The organism is Njordella calcicola, from assembly GCF_056494125.1.
The window spans coordinates 2,119,391-2,145,366 of sequence record NZ_CM151396.1 but is presented as its reverse complement, the minus strand read 5'-3'; the positions used below and the strand labels follow the sequence as shown (position 1 = coordinate 2,145,366).

Below are 25,976 nucleotides of genomic sequence, written 5' to 3'. Positions count from 1 at the left end.
AGGGCAGCGGACATCCGAGCGGACGTCATTTTTTTTAAGGAATTCGCGACTATTAGAACACATTGGGAACATTTGTTGTAGCTTCGATTACCGTGCGTGCCTGTACTTCTTTAAAAACTTTGCGGCGGCGCAAGTCTCGTGGCACGTACAAAATGTGTCGATGAAGCTATGCGGGGGCGTTGATTCTTCTTGTCAGGCTGGCTATTCTATTTAGGAGTGCGCGGACTTGCACCTGTAGTTCGACGTGGTTCGACCGCCAGAAAAAAAGGACTCGCACAATCCCTCCCACCCCAAGGCAAGCCAGGTCCAGCCTGAAGCTTGCTCCCGCCCAGCCTTCGCGAGTTGAAATTGATTTGCTAGTTATGCAAAGGTCCACAGCTTTCGAATTCGTTCTATCGCTAATTTCGTGTTTCATTCAGTGAGCATAAATTTGGCGGTACATCTTCCCCAAAAGATCGCTTCATTACAGTTCACCGGTATTTTTCGTACCCAGTTGGAGTTCGGCAATGCGTTGTCATGGTAATTTACTAGGTAGACGTGGTTTCTTGCAGGTCGGCACCTTTGGAGCTGTAGGGCTCTCATTGGCTGATTTTTTCCGAGCCAAGCAGGCTCAAGCGGACCAGAAGCACTATGACTTTATCGAGCCGAAGGCCGATAGCGTAATCCATATTTTTCTGCCAGGCGGGCTCGCTCAACAAGAGTCCTTTGACCCCAAACCCTACAGCCCGATAGAATACCGCGGCGAAATGGGGATTGCGAAAACGAATACCGGCGAAATCTTTAGCGAGTCGATGCCGCGACTAGCCTCCATGGCTGATCGGTTAACCGTCATCCGATCGATGACGCATGGTGAAGCGGCTCATGAACGCGGTACGCACAACATGTTTACTGGTTACAAGCCCTCGCCAGCTTTGATTTTCCCGAGTTTTGGTTCCGTCGTCTCGCATGAGTATGGCCCAAGGAACAACTTGCCACCGTATGTTGCGATTCCGAATGTGCCCAACGAATTCGCCAGCAGCGGTTATTTGAGTTCCTCGTACGGCCCATTTGCGTTGGGGGCCGATCCCGCGAACAACGGATTCCGTGTGCAGGATTTGAATCTATCGGGCGGCGTTGATTTTGAGCGTTTCCAGCGCCGACGCGAAGCCCTGGATTATGTGAATCGACATTTCTCTGGTAGACAAAACAGCGATAACGTAATCGCGATGGATTCTTTTTACGAGAAGGCGTACAACCTGATCAGTAGCGAGAAAGCTCGCGAGGCTTTCAATATCGACGCCGAAGATAATGCGTTGCGTGATAAATATGGTCGCAATCAAGCAGGACAGCGACTGCTGTTGGGGCGACGTTTGGTAGAAGCTGGCGTCCGCTTTGTTACCCTCACCTACGGCGGCTGGGATCATCACCAACAAATCACCAGCAACATTCGCGGGCAGATGCCTCCGCTGGACCAAGCGCTTGCAACATTGATCGAAGATCTGGAAAGCCGCGGGATGTTGGAGCGAACGCTGGTCATGGTTAGCAGCGAATTTGGCCGCACGCCCAAGATCAATCCTGATGCGGGTCGCGATCACTGGCCTAAAGTATTCAGTGTCATGTTGGCTGGCGGCGGCGTGAAGCGAGGGCTGGTCTACGGTTCCTCCGATGCCACGGCTACAGAACCGGATTCGGACCCTGTCAGTCCCGAGGATTTGGCAACCACGATGTACCATCTGCTGGGAATCGTCGCCGACAAAGAGTTGATGGCTCCCGGTGATCGGCCTATTGAAATCTGTGACGGCGGAAATCTGCTGACAGATATCTTGGCGTAGTCATTATCCAATGAAGGTTACCTCGATAACCTTAATCTATCGTCCAGCGAGCAAGCTTATGTTACGGTTTCTGACTTCTAGTAGACGAACTTTCGTCTGGGCTTTCTTCGTTGGTTTAGCTTCATTCAGCTATGCTGCCGAACCCGTGGTCCGACGCATTACACCTGCGGGCGTGACGGCAGGCCAGCCACGCACGTTGACGATTCTCGGCGAACGTTTAGCGGACGTGACCAGCATTCAGTTTTACGACCAAGGCCTCAAGGCTTCAAACGTTGAAGTGGTCGATGACAAACAAATCAAGTTGCAGGTGGAAACGGAAGCGACTCTTTCGAATAACCTGTATGCCTTCCGCTTAGTGACCAAAACAGGGTTATCAAATCTGCGATTCATTGGCGTGAATCGTAATCCGTCGGTCGACGAGGTAGAGCCCAATAGTGATTTCGACACTCCGCAAATCGTAGCGCTGCGGACAACGGTAGACGGTACGGTTCGCAATGAGGATGTCGACTATTACGCAGTCGACTTGAAAAAGGACCAAATCTTGTGTGTCGAGCTAGAAGGCTTGCGTCATTCCTTTGATCGAAATTTCTTTGACCCGTCGATTTCGATCTATGACGAGGATCGATTCGAGGTTGCTAGTTGCGATGATTCAAACCTCCTCAAGCAGGATTGTTTGTGTACTTACAAGGCGACCAAAGACGGCCGCTTTGTCATCGAGGTTCGCGAAAGTGCGTTTGGTGGAAACGACGACTGCCTGTATCGGTTACACATCAACGATCAAAGCCGACCGGTAACGATCATTCCTGCTGGAGGTAAACCCGGCGAGATGCTGCAAGCAATGCTGATTGATGAATTGGGAAATGTCTGGCAGGAGAGCTTTCAGTTGCCCGCCGGGCCGAAGGATTCGTTTGCCGTCTGGTCCGAGCGTGACGGCTTCCAAGCGCCGTCGCCCAACTATGTGAAAGTCATGAATGCGGAGCACTATCTCGAATCAGAGCCAAATGGCGACGCAACCAAAGTGGCTGTGTCCCCAAGTTTGCCAGCGGCGTTCCATGGTGTGCTGCAGGAAGAAAATGACGAGGACTTCTTTGTGTTCCACGCAAAAAAGAATCAGCAATTCGAAATTCGGTCGGTTGCCAGGTCCTTAATGCGCTCGCCAACTGATACCGTGGTCAATGTTTTTAAAGTTGGCGGTGGGCATATTGTTGGCAACGACGATAGCCAAGGCCCCGATTCTTTTGTCGACTTCAAGGCGCCCGAAGACGCAGACTACGCAATCCGAGTTCGTGATCACCTAGGCCGCGGAGGCCAGGATTTCGCTTATCGCATCGAGGTTACGCCTAAATCGCCTGAAGTCTTTCCCACGATCGTAGATCAGGAACGATTGGTTTCTCAGCAACTTGTGATTCCTCGAGGAGCACGAACCGCCATCGAAGTAACGGTCAATCGCCGTAATATCGGTGGTGAGGCAGAAGTGGTTCTTGACGGGCTGCCCGAAGGTGTGACCTTTGAAACGATTGGTTGTGCTGCCGACCGAGGGAATGTGCCCGTGATTGTTTACGCCGCTGAAGATGCGCCGCTGAATTCCACATTAGTTGGGGTCCAAGCAAGCATCACACAAAATGAAAACAAGTTTGCTGGCCAACTAAAACAACGGACGCAATTGATCCGCGCGCAGAACGACCGTGATGTATTGGGATACGATTCCAACAAAGTGGCCTTGGCGGTAACAGACGCCGCACCATTTGATTTAGAAGTAGAACAGCCTGCCGTGCCTTTAGTACGAGACGGCTCGCTAGACATCAAAGTGAAGCTGATCCGCAAAGAAGGGTTTAACGAACAAGTTCGATTGCGATTCCTTTATAACGCTCCGGGCATGTCAGCCAGTGGTTCGGTCCGGATCGAAAAAGATCAAACCGAGGCTGTGATCCCAGTGACGGCTAATGGAAATGCACGGATGGGCACTTGGACTTTTGCTGTCTTGGGTTGGTCGCGTGTCAATGGCGGTGACATCAAACTTTCTTCAAAACCTTTTACGATCGAGATCGCAGATCGCTTGTTCGATTTTGCCTTTAACAAGTCCATGGCCGAGCAAGGTAAACCGGTAGATGTCTTGATCGGGGCACAATTGAAGCGTCCCGTAGAAGGGAAAATCGAACTTGAGATATTGGGCATACCGCCAGGCACTACTTGCGATCGCTCTAAGGTCGAATTCGATCCTGCCAATGACAAAGTTGTTTACCAATTAAACGTGCCCGCCGATGCCAAACCTGGCAGCTTCAAAACGATTGTCTGCCGCGCCACGGTGACCAGTCAGAGCGGTGTAATTACGCAAACCAATGGCAATGGTGAAGTTCAAATCGATGTGCCATTGCCTACCACTCCGGCGCCTGCCCCAGCGGCAGAAGTGGCGCAGGCAGAGCAGCCTGCTGCCCCTAAAGTCTTAACCCGCCTCGAACAATTGCGGGCCATGCGTCAGAGCAACTAGCGATCCTGACCCAGCCCGAAAATCCTACGTCTTACACCTTCCTAGTAATTGCAGACCCATCCGATGAATATCGTCCAACGATCCGCCGTTTTACTTAAAGGGTTGACACTCCTTGTCATGACCTCAGGCATGTTGGCTGCAGATCAAGCTGCAGAGGCTCCCGTACCTCAGACGACCAGCCAAGTAAAATGGGAGCGTATCAACATTTATCCGCCGGCCATTCAATTGCAAGGTAAAGGCGACTTCCAACACTTGATGGTCGTTGCCACACGCAGCGATGGCGTTACGCAGCATGTTAGTCAACAAGTTCGTTGGGATACGGATTCGGAAAACGTGTTCAAGCTGAACGATCGCCTCGTCACACCGCTGGCAGATGGCAGCGGTGTGTTGCATGCAAACTGGAATGGGCTTGCGGCCAATGTGACGATTACTGTTTCTGATTTCGCAGCCGAGCGTCCGATCAGTTTTATCAACGATGTGGTACCCATCCTAACAAAAGCGGGTTGCAACACCGGCAGTTGCCACGGAGCGGCCCGAGGCAAGGATGGCTTTCGAATCAGCCTGTTTGGTTATGATCCCCGTGGAGATTATTACCGCATCACTCGCGAGATTGGCATGCGGAGAATTAATCAAGCCATTCCGGAAAACAGCCTACTGCTACTCAAAGCGATTGGTGCGGTCCCGCACTCTGGCGGCAAAAAGATTGAACCAGATTCTGATCACTATCGCACCTTGCTGCAGTGGATCTCCGAAGGAGTGCCGCTGGATCAAGGCGAAGTTCCAAGTGTTACTAAAGTAGACCTCTACCCCAAACAAGTTGTTATCGAAGGCGAGTCGCAGACGCAACCATTGGTTGCAGTGGCAACCTATTCCGATGGCAAGACCAGAGACTTGACCGACCTTGCAGGATTCACGACGAACAACGACCGCACGGCCGCGATTGATTTGACCGGCAACGTCACATCAGGCGTACGAGGCGAAGCATTCGTGATGGCTCGCTTTGACGTGCATACTGTTGGCACTCAAGTGTTGGCACTTCCGGCCAGTTTGGATTATCAAGTACCCATGGCGGCTGGCAACTACATTGACGAATTGGTTGCCAACAAGCTCCAAAAACTGCGAATCTCGCCTAGTGATATTTGCTCCGACGAAGAATTCATTCGACGCGTTTACATTGATATCGTTGGCAAACTTCCGGAAATCGAAGAGGTAGTGGCTTTTGCGGAAAACTCGCTTCCAGAAAAACGTTCGCAACTGATTGACCAACTGCTGGATCGAAAGGAATTCAGCGAGATCTGGGCTGCCAAATGGGCGGAAATCTTGATGATCAAAAGCAATAATGAAGTCAGCTATAAGGCAGCGTTCCTCTACAATCGATGGCTTACCAATAAGATCGCTGGCAACGAACCTATCGACAAAATTGTTCAAGAAATGCTGATGAGCACCGGTGGTGTATTTGATAATCCAGCAACGAACTTTTATGAAGTGGAACGCGACCGTTTGAAACTATCCGAGAACGTTGCTCAAGTCTTCATGGGTATTCGGACGCAGTGTGCACAATGTCACAACCATCCGTTTGACCGATGGACGATGGATGACTACTACGGATTCGTCGCGTTCTTCTCTCAGATCGGTCGCAAACAAAGCGAGGATTATCGTCAAAACGTGGTGTTTGACTCTCGTGGAGGCGAGGTAAATCATCCTGTTGGCGGCGCAGTCGTTAAACCGAAATTTTTAGGTGGCGAAGTGCCCGAAATCAAGGGCGACCAGGATCGTCGTGCGGTGCTAGCCCAATGGATGACCAGCGACGCAAACCCGTATTTTTCGCTGAGTATTGCGAACCGAATCTGGGCTCACTTTACTGGAACTGGGATTGTCGAGCCAGTCGATGATTTCCGCGTTTCAAATCCACCATCCAATCCAGAGTTACTGGATGAATTAGCCAAGCGTTTGCGTAGCTACGACTTCGACTTCAAACGCATCGTGCGAGATATCTGCAACTCACAGACCTATCAGCGCGCCGCGCAGCCCACGGCAGACAACAAAGATGACTTGCGAAACTACTCGCATGCAATGCCGCGTCGAATTCCTGCAGAATCATTACTGGATTGCATCTGCCAGGTGACTAACACAAAAGATAAATTCCGTGGCTTGCCACTAGGAGCCACAGCGGTACAAATTGCGGACGGTTCAACCAGCACGTATTTTTTGACGACCTTTGGACGTTCCCCTCGCTCCACCGTGTGCGCCTGCGAAGCGAGTACAGATCCATCTTTGTCGCAGGCCTTGAATCTCATCAATGGTCAAACGGTAGGCGGCAAGATATCGCAAGGTAAATTGGTGCAGACTTGGATCGACGAGGGGCTAACAGATCCTCAGATAATCGAAAAGATATTCCTACGGTCCTTGGCTCGTAAGCCGCTGGTGGAGGAAGTCGAATCGCTGCAAAAGATTGTCGCAGCGTCACCGAATCGCTTGGTTGGTCTAGAAGATGTCTTCTGGGCGACTCTCAACTCACGTGAGTTTTTGTTTAATCACTGATCCGAACCACATCGTAGCTATGCAAGTTAGAATTCACGTCTGGAAAGTATTCGCATTGTTTGTGCCGGTTGCATCAGCAGCGCTGTGCGACGAAGCGGTTATCAATTACGAAGACCACATCAAGCCGATTTTGCGCGAGCATTGTGTGAGCTGTCACAGTGCGAGCGATAAAAGCAGCGGTTTGGCGTTGGATAGCTTCGCTGCTACGTTAGAAGGCGGGTCTGGTGGAGTATCCTTGGTTGCGAGTGACGCATCAGCTTCGCGGATGTGGCGGTTGATCAATCATGAAGAACAACCCACGATGCCTCCTGACCAAGACAAAATCGACGCTAAACAGCTAGAGCTGTTCAAGACGTGGATTGAGCAAGGCATGCCAGAAAACAGCGGCTCTCAAATCAAACGCAAGAAGGTACAGGTCGCAGCCGTAAACATGGGAGCCAATGGGCGTCCTGAAGGCGCACCTCCCATGCCAGGAGACCTACTGCTGGAAACACCTCGCCATACCGCCAAAGCAGCCGCGATCGCAGCATTGGGCGCAGCTCCGTGGTCTCCTTTCGTAGCCGTTGGCGGTCAACAACAAGTTTCGTTGTACCATGTCGAGTCAGGTGAACTGTTGGGCGTGATCCCTTTCCCAGAAGGCGAACCCCAGTCAATTACATTCTCCCGAGATGGACAATTAATGCTGGTTGGCGGCGGACAACATTCCAAACACGGGGTAGCGGCTTTGTTCGATATCACCACGGGAAAACGATTGACCACGATTGGCGACGAGATCGATATTGTGATGGCTGCAGATATCAGCGACGACAACACAAAAATTGCAATTGCTGGCCCTCAACGTGTCGTACGTGTGTTCGACGTTGCTTCCGGGGAATTGTTGCATGAACTCAAGAAACATACCGACTGGATATATGCGTTGCGATTCAGCCCAGATGGACTGCTTCTTGCAAGTGCCGATCGCAGCAACGGGATGGTCGTTTGGGAAACCGACACTGGCCGATTGTATCTTGATCTGATAGGTCACAAAAGTGAAATTCGAGCCATCGATTGGCGACCAGATTCGCTGGTTCTGTACAGCGGTTCGATGGACAACACGATCAAGATGTGGGACATGAACAATGGCAATGTAATCAAGTCGTGGGATGCACACGGAGGTGGTGTAACCGCGATCGATGTGGCTAACGATGGCATGATCGCTTCCACCGGTCGCGACAATCTCGTGAAGATTTGGGACGGCGGCGGCAATGCGGCCGGTCAGATGCCGAACTTAGCGGAATCTGGAATGGAAGTCGCCTTAAGCGTCGACAGCCAATATGTGATTGCCGGAGATTGGTTAGGGAACGTTCGTCGATGGAAACGGGAGCAAGTGGAAGATGAAAAGTCTTTCTTTGCCAATCCTCCCACTCTCGATATGCAGATATCGCAGGTGAAGGTGCAAAGCGACGCTTTATCGACGGTCCGAGATTCCTTAAAATCCGAAGTCGATAGCTTGGCAGCAGCGATGGCGGAGATGCAAAGCAGCAGCGAAAAACTAAAGTCATCGCTAGGACAAGTGGATCAGGCGATGGCTGCCGCTGAGCAATCGATAGCTGCCACAGAACCAAAGATCGCTTCGCTTCAGCAGCAAATCGCACAGAGTGTCCTAACCATTGAAGCCAAGCACAATGAACATTTAGAGTTGAGCGATAAGCTTGCAGTCATCAAAGCGCAGCATCAAGCGTTGCAGAACCAGTTAGCCGCCGTGCAAGTCGCACCGGTGGACGAAAATGCAACAGCGCAGGAATCCACCGCTGAAGACGCATCGGCCATAGCGGCGGAATTGACTTCGCAGATTTCGCAGATCGCTACTGGATTGGATTCAGCTTCTATGCAGGTGGCGGAAAAGCACAAGGAGATAGAACAACTCGAAGCCCAGGTAGAAGGAATGCGAGGCTCGCTGCTGACTGAAAGAAGTGCTTTGGCGGTACACAAGTCTGAGAAAGACGCTTTAAATCAAAAACGTTCAGAGTGGGATGCTGCACTGCAAGCGATTACGCAATCGCTCAACGAGAAGATTGCAATGCGTGACGCGGCGGCTGAAAAACTCAACGCGAATGAAGCTACACTGGTGACTACGCAATCCAAGCTAGAGCGACTTACAAGCCAGGTTGTGCGCATCGACGCGGAAAGAAATGCGTTGGTTCAACAGTCAGCAACACTAGAATCGAAGGTTGGGGAACTGAAGTTGACACAGTCCACATTGGAAGCGACTCGAAATCAACAACAGCAAGCTATGGATGCAAAGAACTCTCAAATGGCAGAATTGCAAAAGCAGATCGACGCCTTGCTTGCGAGTAAAGCCGCCATGGAACAAGAGAAGCTCGCCCTGGAAGAAACGCTGAGAGAAGTGGAGACGCAAATGACTGCCACTTCGGACCTCATGGCCGAAGTGATGGGTGAATTTAAGTCCAATGAGGAAGAGAAAGTTCGCTTCGAAGCAGCTTATCCTTTAACGAACTAAAGACTTTCTTTGCGCATTGTCGTGACCGCCTCAATGTCTTTATTCAAGCTGAACATCGGTTTCGGCAGCCAACTGATGGCTTGCGCAGGAACTTTGATTTCAACTGTTACTGGCGTTCCCGCAGATGCTTTCGTCAGGTCTGCTGGTGTTATGCTGACCATTGCCCCGGGAACCGAGGCATCCTTAAGTTGTTGGACGAGTGTCGACGTAATTGCCAAATTGCTGCTTCCAGGTAAAGAGGCCTGCCTTGCTCCTTCCCTGCTAGCGTTGACGATAATCTGCTTCACCATGACCAACCGGCCCACTTCCATCATGCCGACGGTCATCATGATCATCAGGGGCGAGACCACTGCGAATTCAACGACCGCTGCTCCTAGACGGCCTTGAGTTAATTTTCGTACAACCTGATTCCTGTTTCGATTCATGGATTTCATAATACGACCTTGCGAACGGAGAGTCATACAACGTGCTTTGTGCTTGGAGTTAAGAATGTCAGATGAATTCATGGGTCTCACTTCATGTATTTATTGAGCAAGATGGACGGGGGTTAGCACGAAATCGCTAAATTCACTATTGTCAGTTGTTGGGATGCCATGCTGCGTCACAATCGGAGCAGGTTGGACGATGAGTTTCTTGCCTGACATTTTCCCTGTCAGCTTGACTTCCAAGATACGCACACCGACCCATTTCGAAATGGTGTAGGTAGCGTTGTTTCCGTTGCCTGACACGGTAGAGAAGATAGGGATGATTCTCTTTTGCCCGATGATGCTCGCTAATTCATCCTTAACTCCTGCACTGATACCGGTATCACCGTTGAGTGTCATGGAACCATCCTGCAAGACGAGCGGCTTGCCCAAAGCAGCTAGATCCGCTGCCGAGATGCCGTGGATAATCTGCCTCGCAATATCGTTTGTACTATTGTTGCTGCCCCCAATGTCGACAGTCCCTCGGTTGCCTGGTGAACCGGTCCCTTGCGGGTAAAGATTGACTTCTAGAATTCCATCGGGAACATTGAGGATGCGTCCCGTTTCTTGGTCATAGGTATATTCGTCAGCGACATTTATACCGTTCTTCATGTCAATCCAAGTGTCTTGGTCCAGAGCGAATGGCAGTAGTTCTAGGGCTTGGCTGCTCCCATCTGGAAGTTCAAATCCGCTGATCTGCTTGGCCATCACAGCCGTTGCGGAAGTCGTCATGGGGCGACCACTGTTGCCAAAGATCCTGCCGAAGAAAAATGGTATTTCGCCGTTCTTTGTCAGAGTGCGCGCCACTTCCACTCGAACTGCAAAGTAAGGCAGCGAACTGTCACTACTGATCGCTTTCGAAGACGGATGACTCAAATATCCCACTTGGATGTCATCGCTGCCAATCGCCGGATCGACGAAAGGCGACGCGTTGCAGACGACATTCTGAGCCGCCATGGCACTTGCCGCAGCGTACACAGCATCCATATGACCGGAAAGTTCATTGCCTGCATCCAGTTGGTCGTAGATTTCCCAACCGCCAGCAAGGGCTGCCGCATCGGCAGTGCGACGCATTTCAGCACGCGCGCCCGCCAAATATCCTGTGTCGATACTGAAGGCCAAGAAACCAAACAGACTGAACATCAAGATGGAAGCAAGGATCAATGCAGCTCCTCGTCTTCGGCGCAAGCTGGCAAAAGTCCAAGCGACTTGATGGTGTTTCAACTGCTGGTTTTGCAATATGCGGCAACTAGTCATGATTGTTTCTCCCATTGCACTCGGCATTAATTCGCATTGATGTTTATATTCACGTCAGCATCCGAAACTTGCCCATCAGCACGTGTCAGGCGAACGGACTTCAACGTCAAAGAAGCAACACGGTTTCCCGCAAACGTGACCTGCGAGTTTTCGATCGAAACGAGGTGATCATACAAGCTGAGATCGCTGTATTCCTCGATACTGACAGGCACGTACGTTTCGTTGCCCCCAAAGCTGCCCCACGTCTGACTATCGCCTTGTACAATTCCGAATGCAAAACCTCCCGATAACTTTTGAACGACCTGTGTCCATTGGATCGTTTCGCTGGCATACTTCAGCTTTTCACCAGGAAGAATTCGATACTGTTCGACATCTTCGTCGTTATACGCGTATCGAACTTGCAGGCCGCCGGGTGAGAAGCTTGGCGCTGTTGCATGATTGATATCCAATTGCAAAAGTACGTCGCTGTACTCTCCAAACGGCATCATACAAGTAGTGATTTGCGGTGCATCAATTTGTTCGTCGGGAGCATTGATAGTCAGTTCCCACTTTTCCTCCACACGAACAATGGGCGATTCAACAGCCCTGGCAGAAATAGCCAGCAAGAGATTTAAGACCATAGCAATGCTGTGCTTCATTGTGACCTCGAAAAGACTTTGCAGGAGCGGAGAGACTAAAGTCCGTATCAACCGCATCTCAAAACTAGGTCAAGAAACCTAAGCGGGCAAAACAAGTATTCAAAAAATTGAAGCATGGTGGAATTTGAAGCAAGCCATTCGCTCGAATCGAGTTCATTAGCAGATAATTTGCTCGAATGGATAAGACCAACCGCTATTCCACCGGTGTCTTGTGGGGCTGGCCGGCAATTTCGCGAACGTATTTGGGGACTGCAAAACCCGGCAGGCGTTTTCGTAATTCATCGATAATTTGCAAGCCGGTAGACTCGCTAACTTCAAACCGCTGAGCCCCTGTAACTTGGTCCAACTGGTGCATATAGTAAGGGAGAATACCCATGTCGATCAGTTGCTCACAAAGCTCTTGTTGAGCTTGGACGGTATCGTTAATTCCTCGCAGCAACACACTTTGATTCAAAACCGTGCAATTCATCGATCGTAGACGTAGCACTGCCTCCTGTACATCCGAATCCAACTCGCGTGCGTGGTTGGAATGCACCACTAGCCAACGGGAAAAGCGGTTGGAGGAAAACCAAGCTTCGAATTCGTCGTCGATTCGGGAAGGTAGAACGATAGGTAGACGCGTGTGAATACGGAGCCGCTTGACGTGCGAGATCGATTCAAGCGATTCAATCAATCTGCTCAAAACCGAGTCGACAATCGACAATGGGTCGCCGCCGGACAAGATGACTTCGTGGATCGAAGCGTCCGTGCTGATATAGTCCAGTGCAGGCTGCCAGTCCTCCAAACGATGGGGGACTTCGCCATAATCAAAATTTTGTCGGAAACAGTAACGACAATGGACGGCACATGCGCCTGTCGTAACCAGCAGTACGCGCCCGCGGTACTTATGTAGTAAACCATTGGCCACTACGGCATCTTGATCACCTACTGGGTCGGGTGAATAATCCTCGCGAAGCGAAGCGGAATCGGCCTGCAAGTTCGGCGATTGGGAGCGGAACTCGCCGGGCCATACCTGCAGCAGTAGCGGGTCGAGAATGTTGCCCGGCTGCATTCGACGAGCAAAATGCCAGGGAACAAGGAAAGGGAAGCCTTTATCGGCCAGCGATTCCGCTTGTACAATCATCGCCTCGGGCAACCGCAAAAATTCGCCCAGAACCCGCGGTTGTCGGATCGCTTGCCGAAGCTCAGACCTCCAGGATCGCTGGCTAGGATCGATTGGAGTGGGGCTGAGCATAAAGACGGTCTGGTAGGAATTTAGCGGTTGAGACGACCAAAGCCGTTGTCTTAACCTATTTAGGACAACTTTTGAACCCCTCGGTAGCCAGCAAACCCCTTGACGAAAATGCCACCGAGAAGTTATCTTTTCTCAGCTTGTGGCAATTTTCATGCCTACACTGCAAATAGTTTGCAGCCAGCATAGCTTCAATTGGCAGAGCACCGCATTCGTAATGCGGGGGTTGTGGGTTCGACTCCCACTGCTGGCTCTTTCCTTTTTTGATCGCATTTTTGCGCAACAAATCGCTGGTATTTTGGGGATTAGCGAATGGTTATGGCTCACGCCGATATGGGTATCGACTTACGTGAAATTGTACTTTCGAACCAAAGCTTTGGACCGCAAGATGTTGAACGGATTGCGAACGCCATAGCTGACGATATGACGCAATTCGCCTTGTTGCGAGATGCCGTCAATGAATTACAGGCTAACGAAAATCCTTCACCGGCAACACTGACACGACTGGGCGTGTGCCAAGTGCTGGTCGGGAAGTTCTCGGAAGCGGAATCGTCGCTGAAACAAGGCGATGGCGGAGCACTTGCACAGTATTATCTCGGCAAAGTGTATCTGCAGCGCGGCGAACTGGATAAGGCGATCAGCTATTTCGAAGCGGCCGAGAAATCGGGCTACACTCCGGAAGTTTGCAATATCGCCATTGCAGAGGCCAAACGGTATCAAGGTGATTTGGAAACTGCTATGCGGTTGCTGGACAATATTTTTGGCCCCGTAGAACAAACCGCTGAGTATCTGTATCAGCGCGGAGCTACCGTCGCGGCGACGGGTGGAAATCGCGATGAAGTGATGAAGTTGTTTCAACGCGCAATTCAGGTCAATGCACGACACGCCGGTGCTTTATTCGGTTTGGCATTGATGTATGACCGTATCGGATTAGATGAAGAAGCGTTCGATCTTTACCAACGTTCAGCGTCGGTCATGCCCGCTCATGTCGGCACATTGATTAACCTTGGAACGATTTACGAGGATCGCAACGAGTACAACAAAGCTGCGGCTTGCTACCGTCGTGTTCTGGAAGTCGAACCAGATCATGCACGAGCCAAACTTTACGCCAAGGATGCCGCTGCAGGCGGTAACGTGCTGTTCGATGAAGATATGGCTAAGCGTAACGAACGTTTAAGCCAACTGTTGAATACTCCAGTAAGTGATTTTGAATTGTCGGTACGTGCCCGCAACTGCTTGCAGAAGATGGGAATTCGTACGCTGGGTGACCTGACTCGAACCACCGAGCAGATGTTGCTTTCCAGCAAAAACTTTGGTGAAACGTCCTTGGTTGAAATTCGCGATATGTTGACCAGTCGCGGATTGTCTTTGGGTCAGTTTGCCAACGATAAGCGAGAAACAGAACCACCATTGGATATCTCCGGTCTGACCGAAGACCAACAGGCTCTTCTAGAACGACCAATTTCGGATTTGAACCTTTCGGTGCGAGCTCGCAAGTGTATGGTTCGTTTGCAGTTGTCCAGCATCGGTGAACTCGTTCGCAAGACGGGCGATGATTTGCTCGAATGCAAGAACTTTGGCGTGACCAGTCTAAATGAAGTTCGTGAGAAGCTGACCGGCCTTGGCCTGAAGTTGCGTGGTGACTGATCCGTGTATTAAAAACGAAAACAAAATGACGGCGATGGAAACGCAAAGCTTCCTCGCCGTTTTTTATTGCCATGATGTCCAACAACTTCCAAATCCAGTGCCAGGACACCGCAACCGCTGCACGCAGAGGGGCGCTGACGTTGACGCATGGAGTCGTCAATACACCAGCCTTCATGCCAGTGGGCACACAAGCCACCGTCAAAGGGTTGCTGCCCGAGCAGATTAAGCAGACAGGAGCGGAAATCCTACTGGGCAATACTTACCATTTGCATTTGCGTCCAACCTCGGAACGTATCGCGGCCTTGGGTGGACTGCATCAATTCATGCGGTGGTCACGCCCGATCTTGACCGATTCAGGTGGCTTCCAAATCTTTTCCCTGAACGACATTACGAAGGTTACCGAGCAGGAAGCGATCTTCAAATCCCATATTGACGGAAGCATGGTGCGATTAGCTCCTGAAACCGCGATCGCGATTCAGGAAAATCTCGGCAGCGATATTGCAATGATCCTAGATCATGTGGTGGCGTTACCTAATGAGCCAGCGGTCATTTGGGATGCATGCCAACGCAGTATCCGATGGGCTGAACGTTGTAAGACGGCATCGAAGCGGACTGATCAATGTTTGTTCGGCATTGTGCAAGGCGGACTCGACAGCCAGATGCGGGTTTGGTCCGCGGAACATCTCATTCAGATCGGTTTTGATGGTTATGCGATTGGCGGTCTCAGTGTAGGTGAACCGCAAGAAGAGATGCTGCGCATCCTTGGCACGACTTGCCCCGCCTTACCGACAGATAAGCCTCGTTATTTGATGGGCGTCGGCACGCCACATGACATGTTGGAAGCGATCGCGCTGGGGGTCGACATGTTTGACTGCGTGATGCCAACTCGCAATGGTCGCAATGCAATGGCTTTTACGTCGCACGGACAAGTCAAAATCCGAAACGCCAAATACCAAGACGATCCGCGACCGCTGGACGAATCATGCCCGTGCGTTGCTTGCAAGTACAGCAGAGCTTACCTGCGGCATCTGTTTCAAACCAAAGAGATGCTGGGCCCTATTCTTTTGTCGCTGCATAACATCACGTATTACCAGACGTTGATGAAAGCTGCCCGCCAAGCCCTTGAACAAAATCGATTCCTCGATTTTCTAAGCGAGTTTCGAGAACGGCATTTGCGCCAAGCCGCCGACTGATTTGGAACGTTTAGCGTGGGCTTGGTAGTACGAGGAACGTGGGCAGGTTATAATAATGCTTCCTGCCTTCCCACCGCGTTCTTGAGTGTCTTATGTTCAGCTATCGAGTTTTTCTCATCGTTGCTGTTTTTCCGTTGATGTCCTTCGCGGCAAACAGCGGCTTAGGCGAAGAGTCTACGATTGATTTCAGTCGCGACATACGCCCCATTTTGAGCGACAACTGTTTTTTATGCCATGGTCCCGATGAAAGCTCGCGTGAGGCGGAATTGCGGTTAGATCGCCGTGACGATGCGGTGGCCGCGGGAGCTATCCGTGAAGAAGATTGGAAATCAAGTCTACTATGGGAACGCATTACTTCGGACGACCCGGATTTGAAGATGCCCCCCGCAGGCAGTGAGAAACAATTGCAACCTGCGCAGTTGGCTTTAATTGAGAAATGGTTGGCTGCAGGTTCGCCCTACAGCGGACACTGGGCATTTGAGCCCCCGCAGCGACCAGAAGTTCCAGAACACGACGTTGCACCGGGGTTAGCCGCCTGGAAGAACTCAGCCATTGATGCTTTTGTCTTGCAAGCGATGGTGAAACAGGGATTAGCTCCCTCGCCAGCCGCAACCAAAGTGACTCAGTTGCGAAGAATCTATTTGGATATCCTAGGCTTGCCACCTTCGCCACGGGAGATCGACGATTACCTTGCTGACACCTCGGAGAATGCCTATGCCGAAGCTGTGGATCGATTGTTGAAATCGCCGCACTATGGCGAACGATGGGGACGCTGGTGGTTGGATGCCGCTCGATATGCCGATAGCGATGGTTACGAGAAAGACAAACCGAGAGACGTCTGGTTTTACCGTGATTGGGTAATTGATGCGCTGAATCAAGACATGCCCTACGACCAGTTTATCATCAAACAAATTGCTGGAGATTTACTGCCAAACGCTTCTCAATCCGATACCATCGCGACTGGATTTTTACGCAATTCGATGGTGAATGAAGAGGGTGGGGCAGACCCAGAGCAGTTCCGTGTGGAAGGAATGTTTGATCGCGTGGATGCTATTGGAAAATCGATCCTCGGTATTACAACACAGTGCGCTCAGTGCCACACCCACAAATACGATCCGCTGACGCACACCGAATACTATCAGATGTTCGCCGCACTGAATGATTTTCACGAAGCCATAGTGACGGTGCATACGCCCGCACAACTCCAGCAGATCGCAACTATTGACGAACAGTTTCAAAAGATCGCTGGGGATTTAAAAGCGTCCTATCCGGATTGGCAGACAGAAGCTTCGGCTTGGTACCGTGATAAAATGGCTAAATTGCCGACATGGACAACAATTACCCCGACAGATTTACCCTTTGATGGTCAAAAGTTTCGTTTGCTGGAAGACGGCGCTGTGCTTAGTGAAAGCTACGCTCCTACGCAAACCACAGTCAGTCTGCCTTTTGAAATCAAGTCTGGCACGTTACCAGGCGATCGTATCACCGCGATTCGCTTGGACGCACTGAAACACCCGCAGTTACCGCACGGAGGTCCTGGCCGATCGATCTATGGCACGGGAGCTTTGACGGAATTTACAGCGTCTGTCACGCCGCTTGATGAGCCCGGCAAGGTCACGCAGATCAAATTTGTGCGAGCTTATTCCGACGTGGCGGCTCCTGAGCGTACTTTGCAACCGTGTTTTCGAAAGAAGGACACGGCCAGCGATGATCGCGTCACTGGCCCCATAGACTATGCAATCGACGGCAATGGCAAAACAGCTTGGACCACGGACCTTGGCCCTGGACGCCGCAATGAAGATTGCCATGCCGTCTTTATTCCTGAAGTTCCCTTGGAAATTGGAGGCGGGATTAGGCTGACATGCTCGTTGCAGATGAATCACGGTGGCTGGAATTCGGACGACAATCAAAACTACTTAATTGGTTGTTACCGACTTTCGGTGACAGCGGACGATGCAGAAGCCAAGCCACAGATACCTAGCCGAGTAGAAAATGCATATCGTTCGGTTCTGATCGATAGTCACAAAGATCGAATATTGTTGCACTACTGGATAAGTCAGCAGGAACGTTTCCAGAGCGTACACGCGGCGATTGAAAAACTTTGGAATGATTACCCCGAACCGTATAGCCAGTTGGCTGTCGCTCAGTTGGAGACGCCTCGCAACACCTTTGTAATGCTGAGAGGCGACTTCCTAAGTCAGGGGCCAGAGGTCCGGCCCGGCGCGACAGCGTTTCTGCATCAAATACCGGTCTCACAAGAGCCAGAGCGTTTGCGTTTTGCCAAGTGGTTGGTTGACCGGCAATCACCGACCACGGCCCGCGTCGTCGTAAATCGTATCTGGCAAACTTATTTTGGCCGTGGACTAGTGACCACGCCTGAAGATTTCGGCTTCCAATCTCCTCCACCCTCCCATCCTGCTTTATTGGACTGGCTAGCGGTGGAACTGATGGACAGCAATTGGAGTTTGAAGCATATTCACAAGCTGATCGTGATGTCGCAAACCTATCGGCAAAGCTCAGTCATTTCGGAGGAGCTGGCCGAGCTTGATCCAAGCAATATCTGGTTAGCCAGAGGCCCGCGATTTCGCGTCGATGCGGAGGTGGTACGTGACATTGCTTTAACAGCCAGCGGTTTGATGAATCGCGACATCGGCGGCCCAAGCGTGTATCCGCCGGCACCCGCGTTCCTGTTTGAGCCACCGGCGAGCTATGGCCCCAAGATTTGGGACTGGAAGAATGATCCGTCGCAATATCGCCGTAGCATCTATGTCCATCGCTATCGATCCGTACTCTATCCCACTTTTCAAGTCTTTGACGCACCCAAAGGTGATTCAGCCTGCGTGCGGCGTGAACGCAGCAATACACCATTGCAAGCGCTGGTCATGCTGAATGAAACTCAGTTCCTTGAATTTGCTCGTGCGATGGCTACTCGCGTGCTACGTGATTGTGATGGCGAAGATGAGCAGCGACTGCAGTATGCATTTCGCCTGTGCACGGCTAGATCCTTAGAGCCGCATGAGCTGCTCATTTTAAAAAACCTACTCGATCAACAACGAACAAGGATTCAGGCAGGCGAGTTTCCAGCAGAGGACCTGGTTGGTTTAGATGATGCGCAGTGCTTGCAACTTACTGGACTAAGCAGCAAAACCATTGCTCCATGGATCGTTGCATGCCGTGCGATTTTGAATTTGGACGAGACGATTTGCAGAGAGTAAGACAGCAGTCGCTGGCTTGGGTTCAACTGAGTTTTAAGTTATTGAAAGAACAAATATTCCCATGACTCCGATCAATCGACGATGGTTTGTGCAGCAATGTGGCTTTGGCCTAGGGCACCTCGCGCTGGCAACCATGGCGGCGGAGCAAGCGACGGCTGCCGAGCCGGCCCTAGACCCGTTGGCTGCGAAGACTCCTCCTCTGCCCGCCAAGGCCAAGAATGTGATCTTGTTGTTTATGGGAGGCGGACCAAGCCAATTCGAAATGTTCGACTACAAGCCGACGTTGGCTAAACTGGATGGCACACTTCCCCCAGCAGACCTCCTGCAAGGCTATCGAGCTGCTTTCATCAATCCGAACTCCAAACTATTGGGGCCAAAGTATAAGTTTGCTAAACATGGAGAATCAGCAGCAGAGATTTCCGAGCTGTTGCCACACCTTGCAAAGGTAGTTGATGATATCTGTATTGTGCGGTCGATGAAAACCGATGCTTTCAATCACGCTCCCGCACAGTTGATGATGAGTACTGGTTCGCAGCAGTTCGGCCGTCCAAGCATGGGAGCCTGGGTTACCTATGGATTGGGCAGCGAGTCGAAAGACCTGCCAGCTTACATTGTATTGAACAGTGGAAAGAAAGGGCCTAGCGCTGGCTCTGGCAATTGGAGTAGTGGCTTCTTACCGACAGTTCACTCGGGCGTTGAATTCCGAAGCTCAGGCGATCCGGTTTTGTATTTGTCGAATCCCCAAGGCATCGATACTTTGATGCAGCGTCAAACTTTAGATGCTGTGAATCAAATGAATAAAAGCCGCTTGGATGTTGTGGGAGATCCTGAGATTGCGACTCGTATCGAATCGTACGAAATGGCGTTTCGCATGCAAGCTAGCGCGCCGCAGGTGATGGCGATTGACAATGAGCCTCAGCAAATTCTAGACATGTATGGTGCTAAGCCCGGTGCAAGTTCGTTTGCCAACAACTGCCTGTTGGCAAGGCGACTTGTCCAGCAAGGGGTTCGCTTTGTCCAGTTGTTTCACGAGTCCTGGGATCAACACGGCGGTTTGACCAAAGACATAAAGAGCAACTGCGAAGAGACTGATCAAGCGTGCGCGGCTTTGGTACAGGACCTGAAACAACAAGGGATGCTGGATGACACGCTGGTTATTTGGGGCGGTGAGTTTGGAAGAACACCCATGGTGCAAGGTGGAAATGATGGGCGTGACCATCATCCCAACTCCTTTACGATTTGGATGGCGGGAGGCGGTGTTAAGCCAGGCTTGACATATGGTGCGACCGACGAGTTGGGCTTTAATGTGACCGAGCAACCGGTTCATGTTCACGACCTACATGCCACCATCTTGCATCTGTTAGGGTTCGACCATAAGCGACTTACGTTCCGCTTTCAAGGCCGCGACTATCGTCTGACGGACGTTCATGGAAATGTTGTCCAAGATATCCTGACGTAGCAACTCAGAGGTGGTACCGGTTTTCTGGGCGCACTCAGGGCTTAGAATGAACGGTCAAGGAGACCTTCAGGATGAGCGCAAAGAGCGCGAAGCAGACGTCAAATGTACGAAGACAGTTCACAGAGAATTTAAGAGAGATGCAGTTCAGATGCTTTTGAATGGACATTCTGCTCCGTCAGTGAAGTAAAGGTGTCAGGAACCGTTTATGTCGAATCGATTGATTCGGTTCCTGACACCTTTTCCATGCTGCTTGGCCGAAGACTTACTCGCGACCCGTCTGATGCGGCAGATTGGATCGCTGGGGGCGGTCTTACGATCACTGGACGACAAATCCCACATACTTTGAACAGCAGCTAAACAATGGGAATTTGCTTCGCTCCCTAAAACGACACGTAGACGGAGTCAAGAACGATATTGCTGTTGTGGATTCTTCGGGTCTCAACAGTTTTCAACTATCGCAATTGAAAAACCTTATCAACGGCTTGAGTGACATTGAACGCCGTCGAATCATTGATCTTCGCGGAAACTTAGGGCTATAAGGAATGTAGATGGCTGGAACAATTATTTTATCAAATAGCGATTGGGATGTATCGGGGGGCGGTTTTTGTGCGATGGCTCAAGGGGTACTCAGTAAACTTGGAAAGACGGAACCTGAAGAACGAGTTAAAAGTGAATTGAAGCTAGCCGTAGATTCCAAGTTGTATTTTATAGATATGAAAGAAAATTTTTCTGAAGACATGATAACCGCCTTTGCAAGGGCGTTCGATCTCTATTGGTTAGAGGTGCAGGCGATGAAAAAAGAAGATTCGCCTAATCCTGAGCTTTATGATGGCCACTTAGCAAGATTGTGCGAACTGCATAATTTGTTGGAGGGAAAAGTAAACGAACGCAGCAGATAGGCGCCACGCCCTGTCCAAAAATAGATTCAAGTAAAAATAGGTGTAACAGTGTAAAGGTGTCAGGAACCGTTTATGTCGAATTTGATTCGGTTCCTAACACCTTTTCCGTCCTATACCAACTGACTTATGATTTGGCATCTGCCAATCGATTGCAAGTGGTCGGTGAATCAGCCGCAATGGTCAATCGGGTCAATCTCGAACAAAGCGCTTTGGTTAACCGTGCCGGTCTCGTCGCGACCGCCGAGATTCTTTATCACAAACAGCAAGCGTTGGTTAGTCTTTCCAACGCCAACACTAGCTTTGATACGGCCTATTATTCTTCCAAGGCGGATTGGCTTGATGATATAAGCACTGCTTACGTCGTTTACGCAACGCAAAAGGCAACAGCCGATGGCTGGTTGGCTTACAATGTAGAGCTTGCGCGGCAGGTTCGCAACAACGCCACGGCATTACAAATCGAAACTCATCAAAAAGTTGCGGCCGATCAAGCCAGAGACTTGGCAACTACAACTTCTACGAAAGAAACCAATCGTGGTACTGCGCTGCTGGTCAGCGAAAATGATCGTCGGTTAAATGCGGCCGAGAACAAAAAGGCTTACGAAATTGGTACTTCGGGAGCCGAGAAAGCGAACGCCGTTAAACACGCCGAGGTCCAGTTGGCGTACCAGTTAGGAACCTATGGCGAAACCAGTTCCTCGACGCTGCAGCAGAAGGTAAAGGATCGTGACAACGGGCTTGCTGAAGGCGCTCACGATCGTACCGTAGCCATCGCGGATGCACGTAAGGCTTGGGAAGAGGCTGAGTCTACCAACCGTGTGGCTTACACGTTGGCCAACGCGACGGCCAATAGAACTTATCAACAAGAACTCGCTTTAGCCATCAAATCTCAAGCTGTCGCGGTGGCCGCTTCTGCCAAGTCTCGTGATACAAATATCGCCAACGCGGAAAGCACTTTTTGGGTTAATGAGACCATCGCACGCAATAGCCAGCGATCCTCGCTGGCCACTGCCGATGTTACTTTCTGGAACGCACAGGAGAATGCCCGTGTCGCCGCTCATCAATCTATCCATGATGATCTGAACCTTCCTTGGTCTCAGTATCTGGTGCAGGCGGCTCAAGCACGGAAAACTTGGTGGCAATCGGCATCAAGTGAATATATTGCATTAGCAAACTATCGTAACGCAGCCGAAACGGCCTATACCAACACCTTGATGGTCGCCTACGTAGCTCGCGAACATGAGATCGCTAACCGTCAAGAACAATACTCCATTGCAATCGCCAATGGTGCCTACAATCAGACGTTTCATCTAGCAGCGTCGACGGACAGCTACTTCCAAAGCTTGGGCAATCCTGGCAAGATCTACGCAGACGCGATTGCCGCCGCCCAGAATGCTCACGACAAAGCAGTCGCTGCGGCTGAAAAGACCTACGTCGACAATAAGAGTTCTTCCCAACGAACCACCAGCCTTCAAACGGCCGCAAACGACCTGAAAGACGCAACGAATGCGGCTGAGAGTTCCTGGTATCAGGCTGAAGGGACACAGCAGGCCACTCGACTACGCTCTGATGGGACCACCAACCGGTCTGCAACTCTCAATCGTATTTCTGCAGAAGCTGCGTTAGCCAACTACAAGACCACAGCCGAGCAAACCTACTGGAATACTGAATCCAACGCTTATGCGCAGTCAATCACCGACTGGGCCAACATCGACGCTTTCTTCAAGCAATACGAAGCGGATAGTTTCGCAACCGCAGCAGCCAGCCTTCATTCGTCCTCACCTTCACCGTGGGCACTGTACGATGCCTTGCAGTACGAAGCCCAAGCGGACTTGGTGACGGCAACCAGCAATGCTCGGAAGACACTGGACATCGACAAGGCAATCTCCCACGCCGCTTGGGAAATTTTACATACCAATGAAGATGCCGCTTCGAAGATTTCGCACGTCAATAGCTCTGCTAGCCACAACTCGTCGCTAGCTCAGTCTACCCACAATTCGGTTCATGCCCAAGCGCAACTCATCGACCAGCAAGTCAACCATGGTAGCTACAAGTCCGATTTGCCTTATGTCACCGATCCATCGGGTATTGCTTCGGTCTACACGGTGACGAACGCTTCGCTAGCGGATTTCCATTCGCAGATCTCAGCGCTACCCAATCCGACGGCCTCTACCATGTACTTGTCTTGGAACTGGGGAGCGTGGGGGCATTTCGGAAACGGCTTGTACTACAACAATCTCTTGTACGGTTATGGCTATTACAACACGGGCATCTGGGACTATGGCATCAATTCCCCAGCCCCATCGGATGTATCCCTTGCTCAGCTTACCGAGCTAGCTCTGCCCAGCGGTTTCTTCGACTTGAAAGCAACCGCTGACAACATCCAGTGGAGCTACGACATCCATGCTGGCTATTACATGGATTATGAGCTGTTCGAGCTGACTGACCCCAGTATTCCGAACCAAGCGTCCGATGCTGGTAACTTCAGCTCAGCGCCGATCACCAACGGATTTAACAGTAGTGCACGAGAGATAGGCAAGATTCTTTCATTCATGTCTTCTAGAGTTGGCGAGCTATTCAGCCTGTTGGGAAGCATTTCGCGCGCACCGGTCAACGATAGACCAGACATCAATCCAGTTGATCATTCCGCGGTGCTTAGTTCGACTGACTCTTTGAGTGGAAATTCTTTGTCCAACATATCCGACGTCGAGCCCATGCCAGAATCTTTGCCTCTGTCTGCCCGAGGACTTACGGTTCAAGTTCCGAATCATAAAACGTCGTTGGACATAGCAATTATCGTTATCGACAAGACCAAATTAAATCAGAGATCAAATATCGTATTGGGGAATCCAAATCCTCTTGCGGACGCTCAGCAAACTACTTCGATCGGTTTAACTACTACCTTTTTGAAAAACACCGCATATGGCTTCTTTGTCGATGGGATAGTTGGAGACGCGACAAACATTTATGCGATAGGAAAAGGTGTTGTTTCAGGAAGTATGACAGTGGTCAAATACCTGAATCCACTTGCTGCATCACAAGAGATGGCCAGAATGGGTTTGGAAACGGGCAAAGCTGTTTCGAGCTTTATCGAGGAGAATCGAGAAAGCATTGCCAATATATCCCGTAGCCTTGAAATAGTTCTCCGTGATTTGAATCGTCTTAAAGAACTTTTAGAGTACGACGATTTACGTGGCTACAGGGCACTGCTACGCGGTGATATGAATAGCATGTTAGTCCAAAATTCGATTAGCTTCTGGCAAAGGGGCATTTCGGATGAAACTCAATTTCTGTTGGACACGCTTAGCGGCGTTTCAATGAAGTTAGTCCTCGAGGTGGTAGAGAAGTATGAGCAGTTCAAGAATCTGCCCGCAGAGAAGGTAGCTGCTTTATCAGGACGTATCGCGGGCGTAATTCTATGGGAAGTCGTTTCAGACGCCGCTCTCGTATACGCGTTAAAGCAAGGCGCAACTGGTGCAATTCGGGCAAAACTGGCCGCTCGACTTGAAAAGGTGTTGGGACTTCCCGCAGTCAATCAGTTGTATGGAGCTTTGGATACCGCAGTCCTTACATTGTCTCGTGCGGTCCAGTTCATGGGATTCAATTATCGATTATGTTTTGTCGCTGGCACGAAGGTTCATACTCGCTTCGGATTGAAGAACATTGAAGATGTCGCCATCGGTGATGAAGTACTGAGCAGGGATGAGTACGAACCAAGCTCTGAGAATCGGTTCAAAGCTGTAACCAAGCTGTTTGTCACGAATCCAACTAAGCTGTACACGGTTCGATACCGAAACACATCGGCCAGTGAGTCATTGGCGTGCACCGGTGAGCACCCATTCTACGTGTCCAATCGTGGAAAATTCGTTGCAGCTAAAGAACTTGAAGTCGGCGATTCCTTGGTGTCAGTAGATCACCAAGCGGCTCAAATTGAATCGATCGAGATCAAGGAGGCTGAAGAAGGTGAAAACTTTACCACCTACAACTTCTCAGTAACTGATGATCACACGTACTTTGTGGGTGAAGCTGGCGTTTGGGTTCACAACGTTGGCGCAGCCTGTAGAGAAGCAGAGCAACTGTTCATTAAGACTTGGTCTGAAACTAATGACTTTTCGTCCGCAGCCGACACTGCTAGAAAATTCCTAGTAGATAAGTTGGAAAAACGCGCGATTACAAATGAGAATCTTGCTCGACACTTGCAAGATCTTGATAAATTAATTATCAAACGATTACAAGCAAACGCCGCGAAAAGTGTAAACGGTCGCAAGATCATCAATTCTGATTTGGCGGGCGTCACTCGTCAGACTTTGGGCGGGCCAGTTCGATTCGATGCATTTGGCTTTCCTGACTTCACTCCATATTCAGTTAAGACAGTGCGAGTGAATGGCCTGTCGGGGAAAATGTCGGATGACATTACAGCAGCAATGAAAGTTGCTGGGATGGACAGCTACGACGCCGCGAAATTTGTGTGGCATCATCACCAGGACGGCAAATCAATGATGTTGGTTCCAAGAAGCGTTCACTCCGTACGAAATGGTGGAGTGGGACATACTGGTGGACGTGCTGTAATTCAACACAATATCGCCAATCCCAACAATCCATTAGACTTCCCATCTCCGCCCGAACTATGACAAAC

Annotated in this window: 14 protein-coding genes and 1 tRNA gene; 11 read left to right on the top strand and 4 right to left on the bottom strand. The window is 50.6% G+C overall.

Going from position 1 to position 25,976, the window contains the following annotated elements; translation table 11 throughout:
• Positions 1–506: 506 nt before the first annotated feature.
• The 4 genes from SH302x_RS08050 (at position 507) to SH302x_RS08035 (ending at position 9,340) form a co-directional block, all read left to right on the top strand.
• On the top strand, positions 507–1,811 hold the full coding sequence (locus SH302x_RS08050; RefSeq protein WP_479368216.1) for a DUF1501 domain-containing protein: 1,305 nt from the start codon (positions 507–509) through the stop codon (positions 1,809–1,811).
• Between the two features lie 58 nt (positions 1,812–1,869).
• A complete protein-coding gene (locus tag SH302x_RS08045; protein WP_479368215.1) occupies positions 1,870–4,299 on the top strand; it encodes a PPC domain-containing protein in 2,430 nt (809 codons plus the stop codon).
• A 63-nt stretch (positions 4,300–4,362) separates the two neighbouring features.
• Positions 4,363–6,840 carry a DUF1549 and DUF1553 domain-containing protein gene (locus SH302x_RS08040; RefSeq protein WP_479368214.1) on the top strand — a complete coding sequence of 826 codons (2,478 nt, stop codon included), beginning with the start codon at positions 4,363–4,365 and terminating at the stop codon, positions 6,838–6,840.
• Positions 6,841–6,859: 19 nt separating this feature from the next.
• Positions 6,860–9,340 carry a c-type cytochrome domain-containing protein gene (locus tag SH302x_RS08035; RefSeq protein ID WP_479368213.1) on the top strand — a complete coding sequence of 827 codons (2,481 nt, stop codon included), beginning with the start codon at positions 6,860–6,862 and terminating at the stop codon, positions 9,338–9,340.
• Here SH302x_RS08035 and SH302x_RS08030 read toward each other — a convergent pair.
• From SH302x_RS08030 to epmB, 4 genes are all read right to left on the bottom strand, one after another.
• Complete coding sequence (locus SH302x_RS08030) at positions 9,337–9,765, bottom strand: TadE/TadG family type IV pilus assembly protein (RefSeq protein ID WP_479369249.1); 429 nt, start codon at positions 9,763–9,765, stop codon at positions 9,337–9,339. The two genes, SH302x_RS08035 and SH302x_RS08030, sit on opposite strands and share 4 nt — an antisense overlap.
• A gap of 99 nt (positions 9,766–9,864) precedes the next feature.
• A complete protein-coding gene (locus tag SH302x_RS08025; protein ID WP_479368212.1) occupies positions 9,865–11,061 on the bottom strand; it encodes a TadG family pilus assembly protein in 1,197 nt (398 codons plus the stop codon).
• 26 nt (positions 11,062–11,087) lie between these two features.
• On the bottom strand, positions 11,088–11,699 hold the full coding sequence (locus tag SH302x_RS08020) for a hypothetical protein (RefSeq protein WP_479368211.1): 612 nt from the start codon (positions 11,697–11,699) through the stop codon (positions 11,088–11,090).
• A 193-nt stretch (positions 11,700–11,892) separates the two neighbouring features.
• The gene (epmB, locus tag SH302x_RS08015; protein ID WP_479368210.1) at positions 11,893–12,933 is read right to left on the bottom strand and encodes an EF-P beta-lysylation protein EpmB; all 1,041 of its coding nucleotides are present in this window, start codon (positions 12,931–12,933) and stop codon (positions 11,893–11,895) included.
• Positions 12,934–13,109: 176 nt separating this feature from the next.
• Here epmB and SH302x_RS08010 point away from each other — a divergent pair.
• The 7 genes from SH302x_RS08010 (at position 13,110) to SH302x_RS07980 (ending at position 25,971) form a co-directional block, all read left to right on the top strand.
• Positions 13,110–13,183: transfer RNA gene (locus tag SH302x_RS08010), tRNA-Thr, on the top strand.
• A gap of 59 nt (positions 13,184–13,242) precedes the next feature.
• Complete coding sequence (locus SH302x_RS08005; RefSeq protein WP_479368209.1) at positions 13,243–14,577, top strand: tetratricopeptide repeat protein; 1,335 nt, start codon at positions 13,243–13,245, stop codon at positions 14,575–14,577.
• Between the two features lie 71 nt (positions 14,578–14,648).
• On the top strand, positions 14,649–15,770 hold the full coding sequence (tgt, locus tag SH302x_RS08000) for a tRNA guanosine(34) transglycosylase Tgt (RefSeq protein ID WP_479368208.1): 1,122 nt from the start codon (positions 14,649–14,651) through the stop codon (positions 15,768–15,770).
• A 92-nt stretch (positions 15,771–15,862) separates the two neighbouring features.
• Positions 15,863–18,985 (top strand): PSD1 and planctomycete cytochrome C domain-containing protein, encoded by a 3,123-nt coding sequence (locus SH302x_RS07995; protein ID WP_479368207.1) that lies wholly within the window; start codon positions 15,863–15,865, stop codon positions 18,983–18,985.
• A 61-nt stretch (positions 18,986–19,046) separates the two neighbouring features.
• Positions 19,047–20,444, top strand: coding sequence for a DUF1501 domain-containing protein (locus SH302x_RS07990; RefSeq protein WP_479368206.1), 1,398 nt, complete (start codon positions 19,047–19,049; stop codon positions 20,442–20,444).
• A gap of 548 nt (positions 20,445–20,992) precedes the next feature.
• On the top strand, positions 20,993–21,343 hold the full coding sequence (locus SH302x_RS07985; RefSeq protein ID WP_479368205.1) for a hypothetical protein: 351 nt from the start codon (positions 20,993–20,995) through the stop codon (positions 21,341–21,343).
• A 56-nt stretch (positions 21,344–21,399) separates the two neighbouring features.
• The gene (locus SH302x_RS07980) at positions 21,400–25,971 is read left to right on the top strand and encodes a polymorphic toxin-type HINT domain-containing protein (RefSeq protein WP_479368204.1); all 4,572 of its coding nucleotides are present in this window, start codon (positions 21,400–21,402) and stop codon (positions 25,969–25,971) included.
• Positions 25,972–25,976 lie beyond the last annotated feature (5 nt).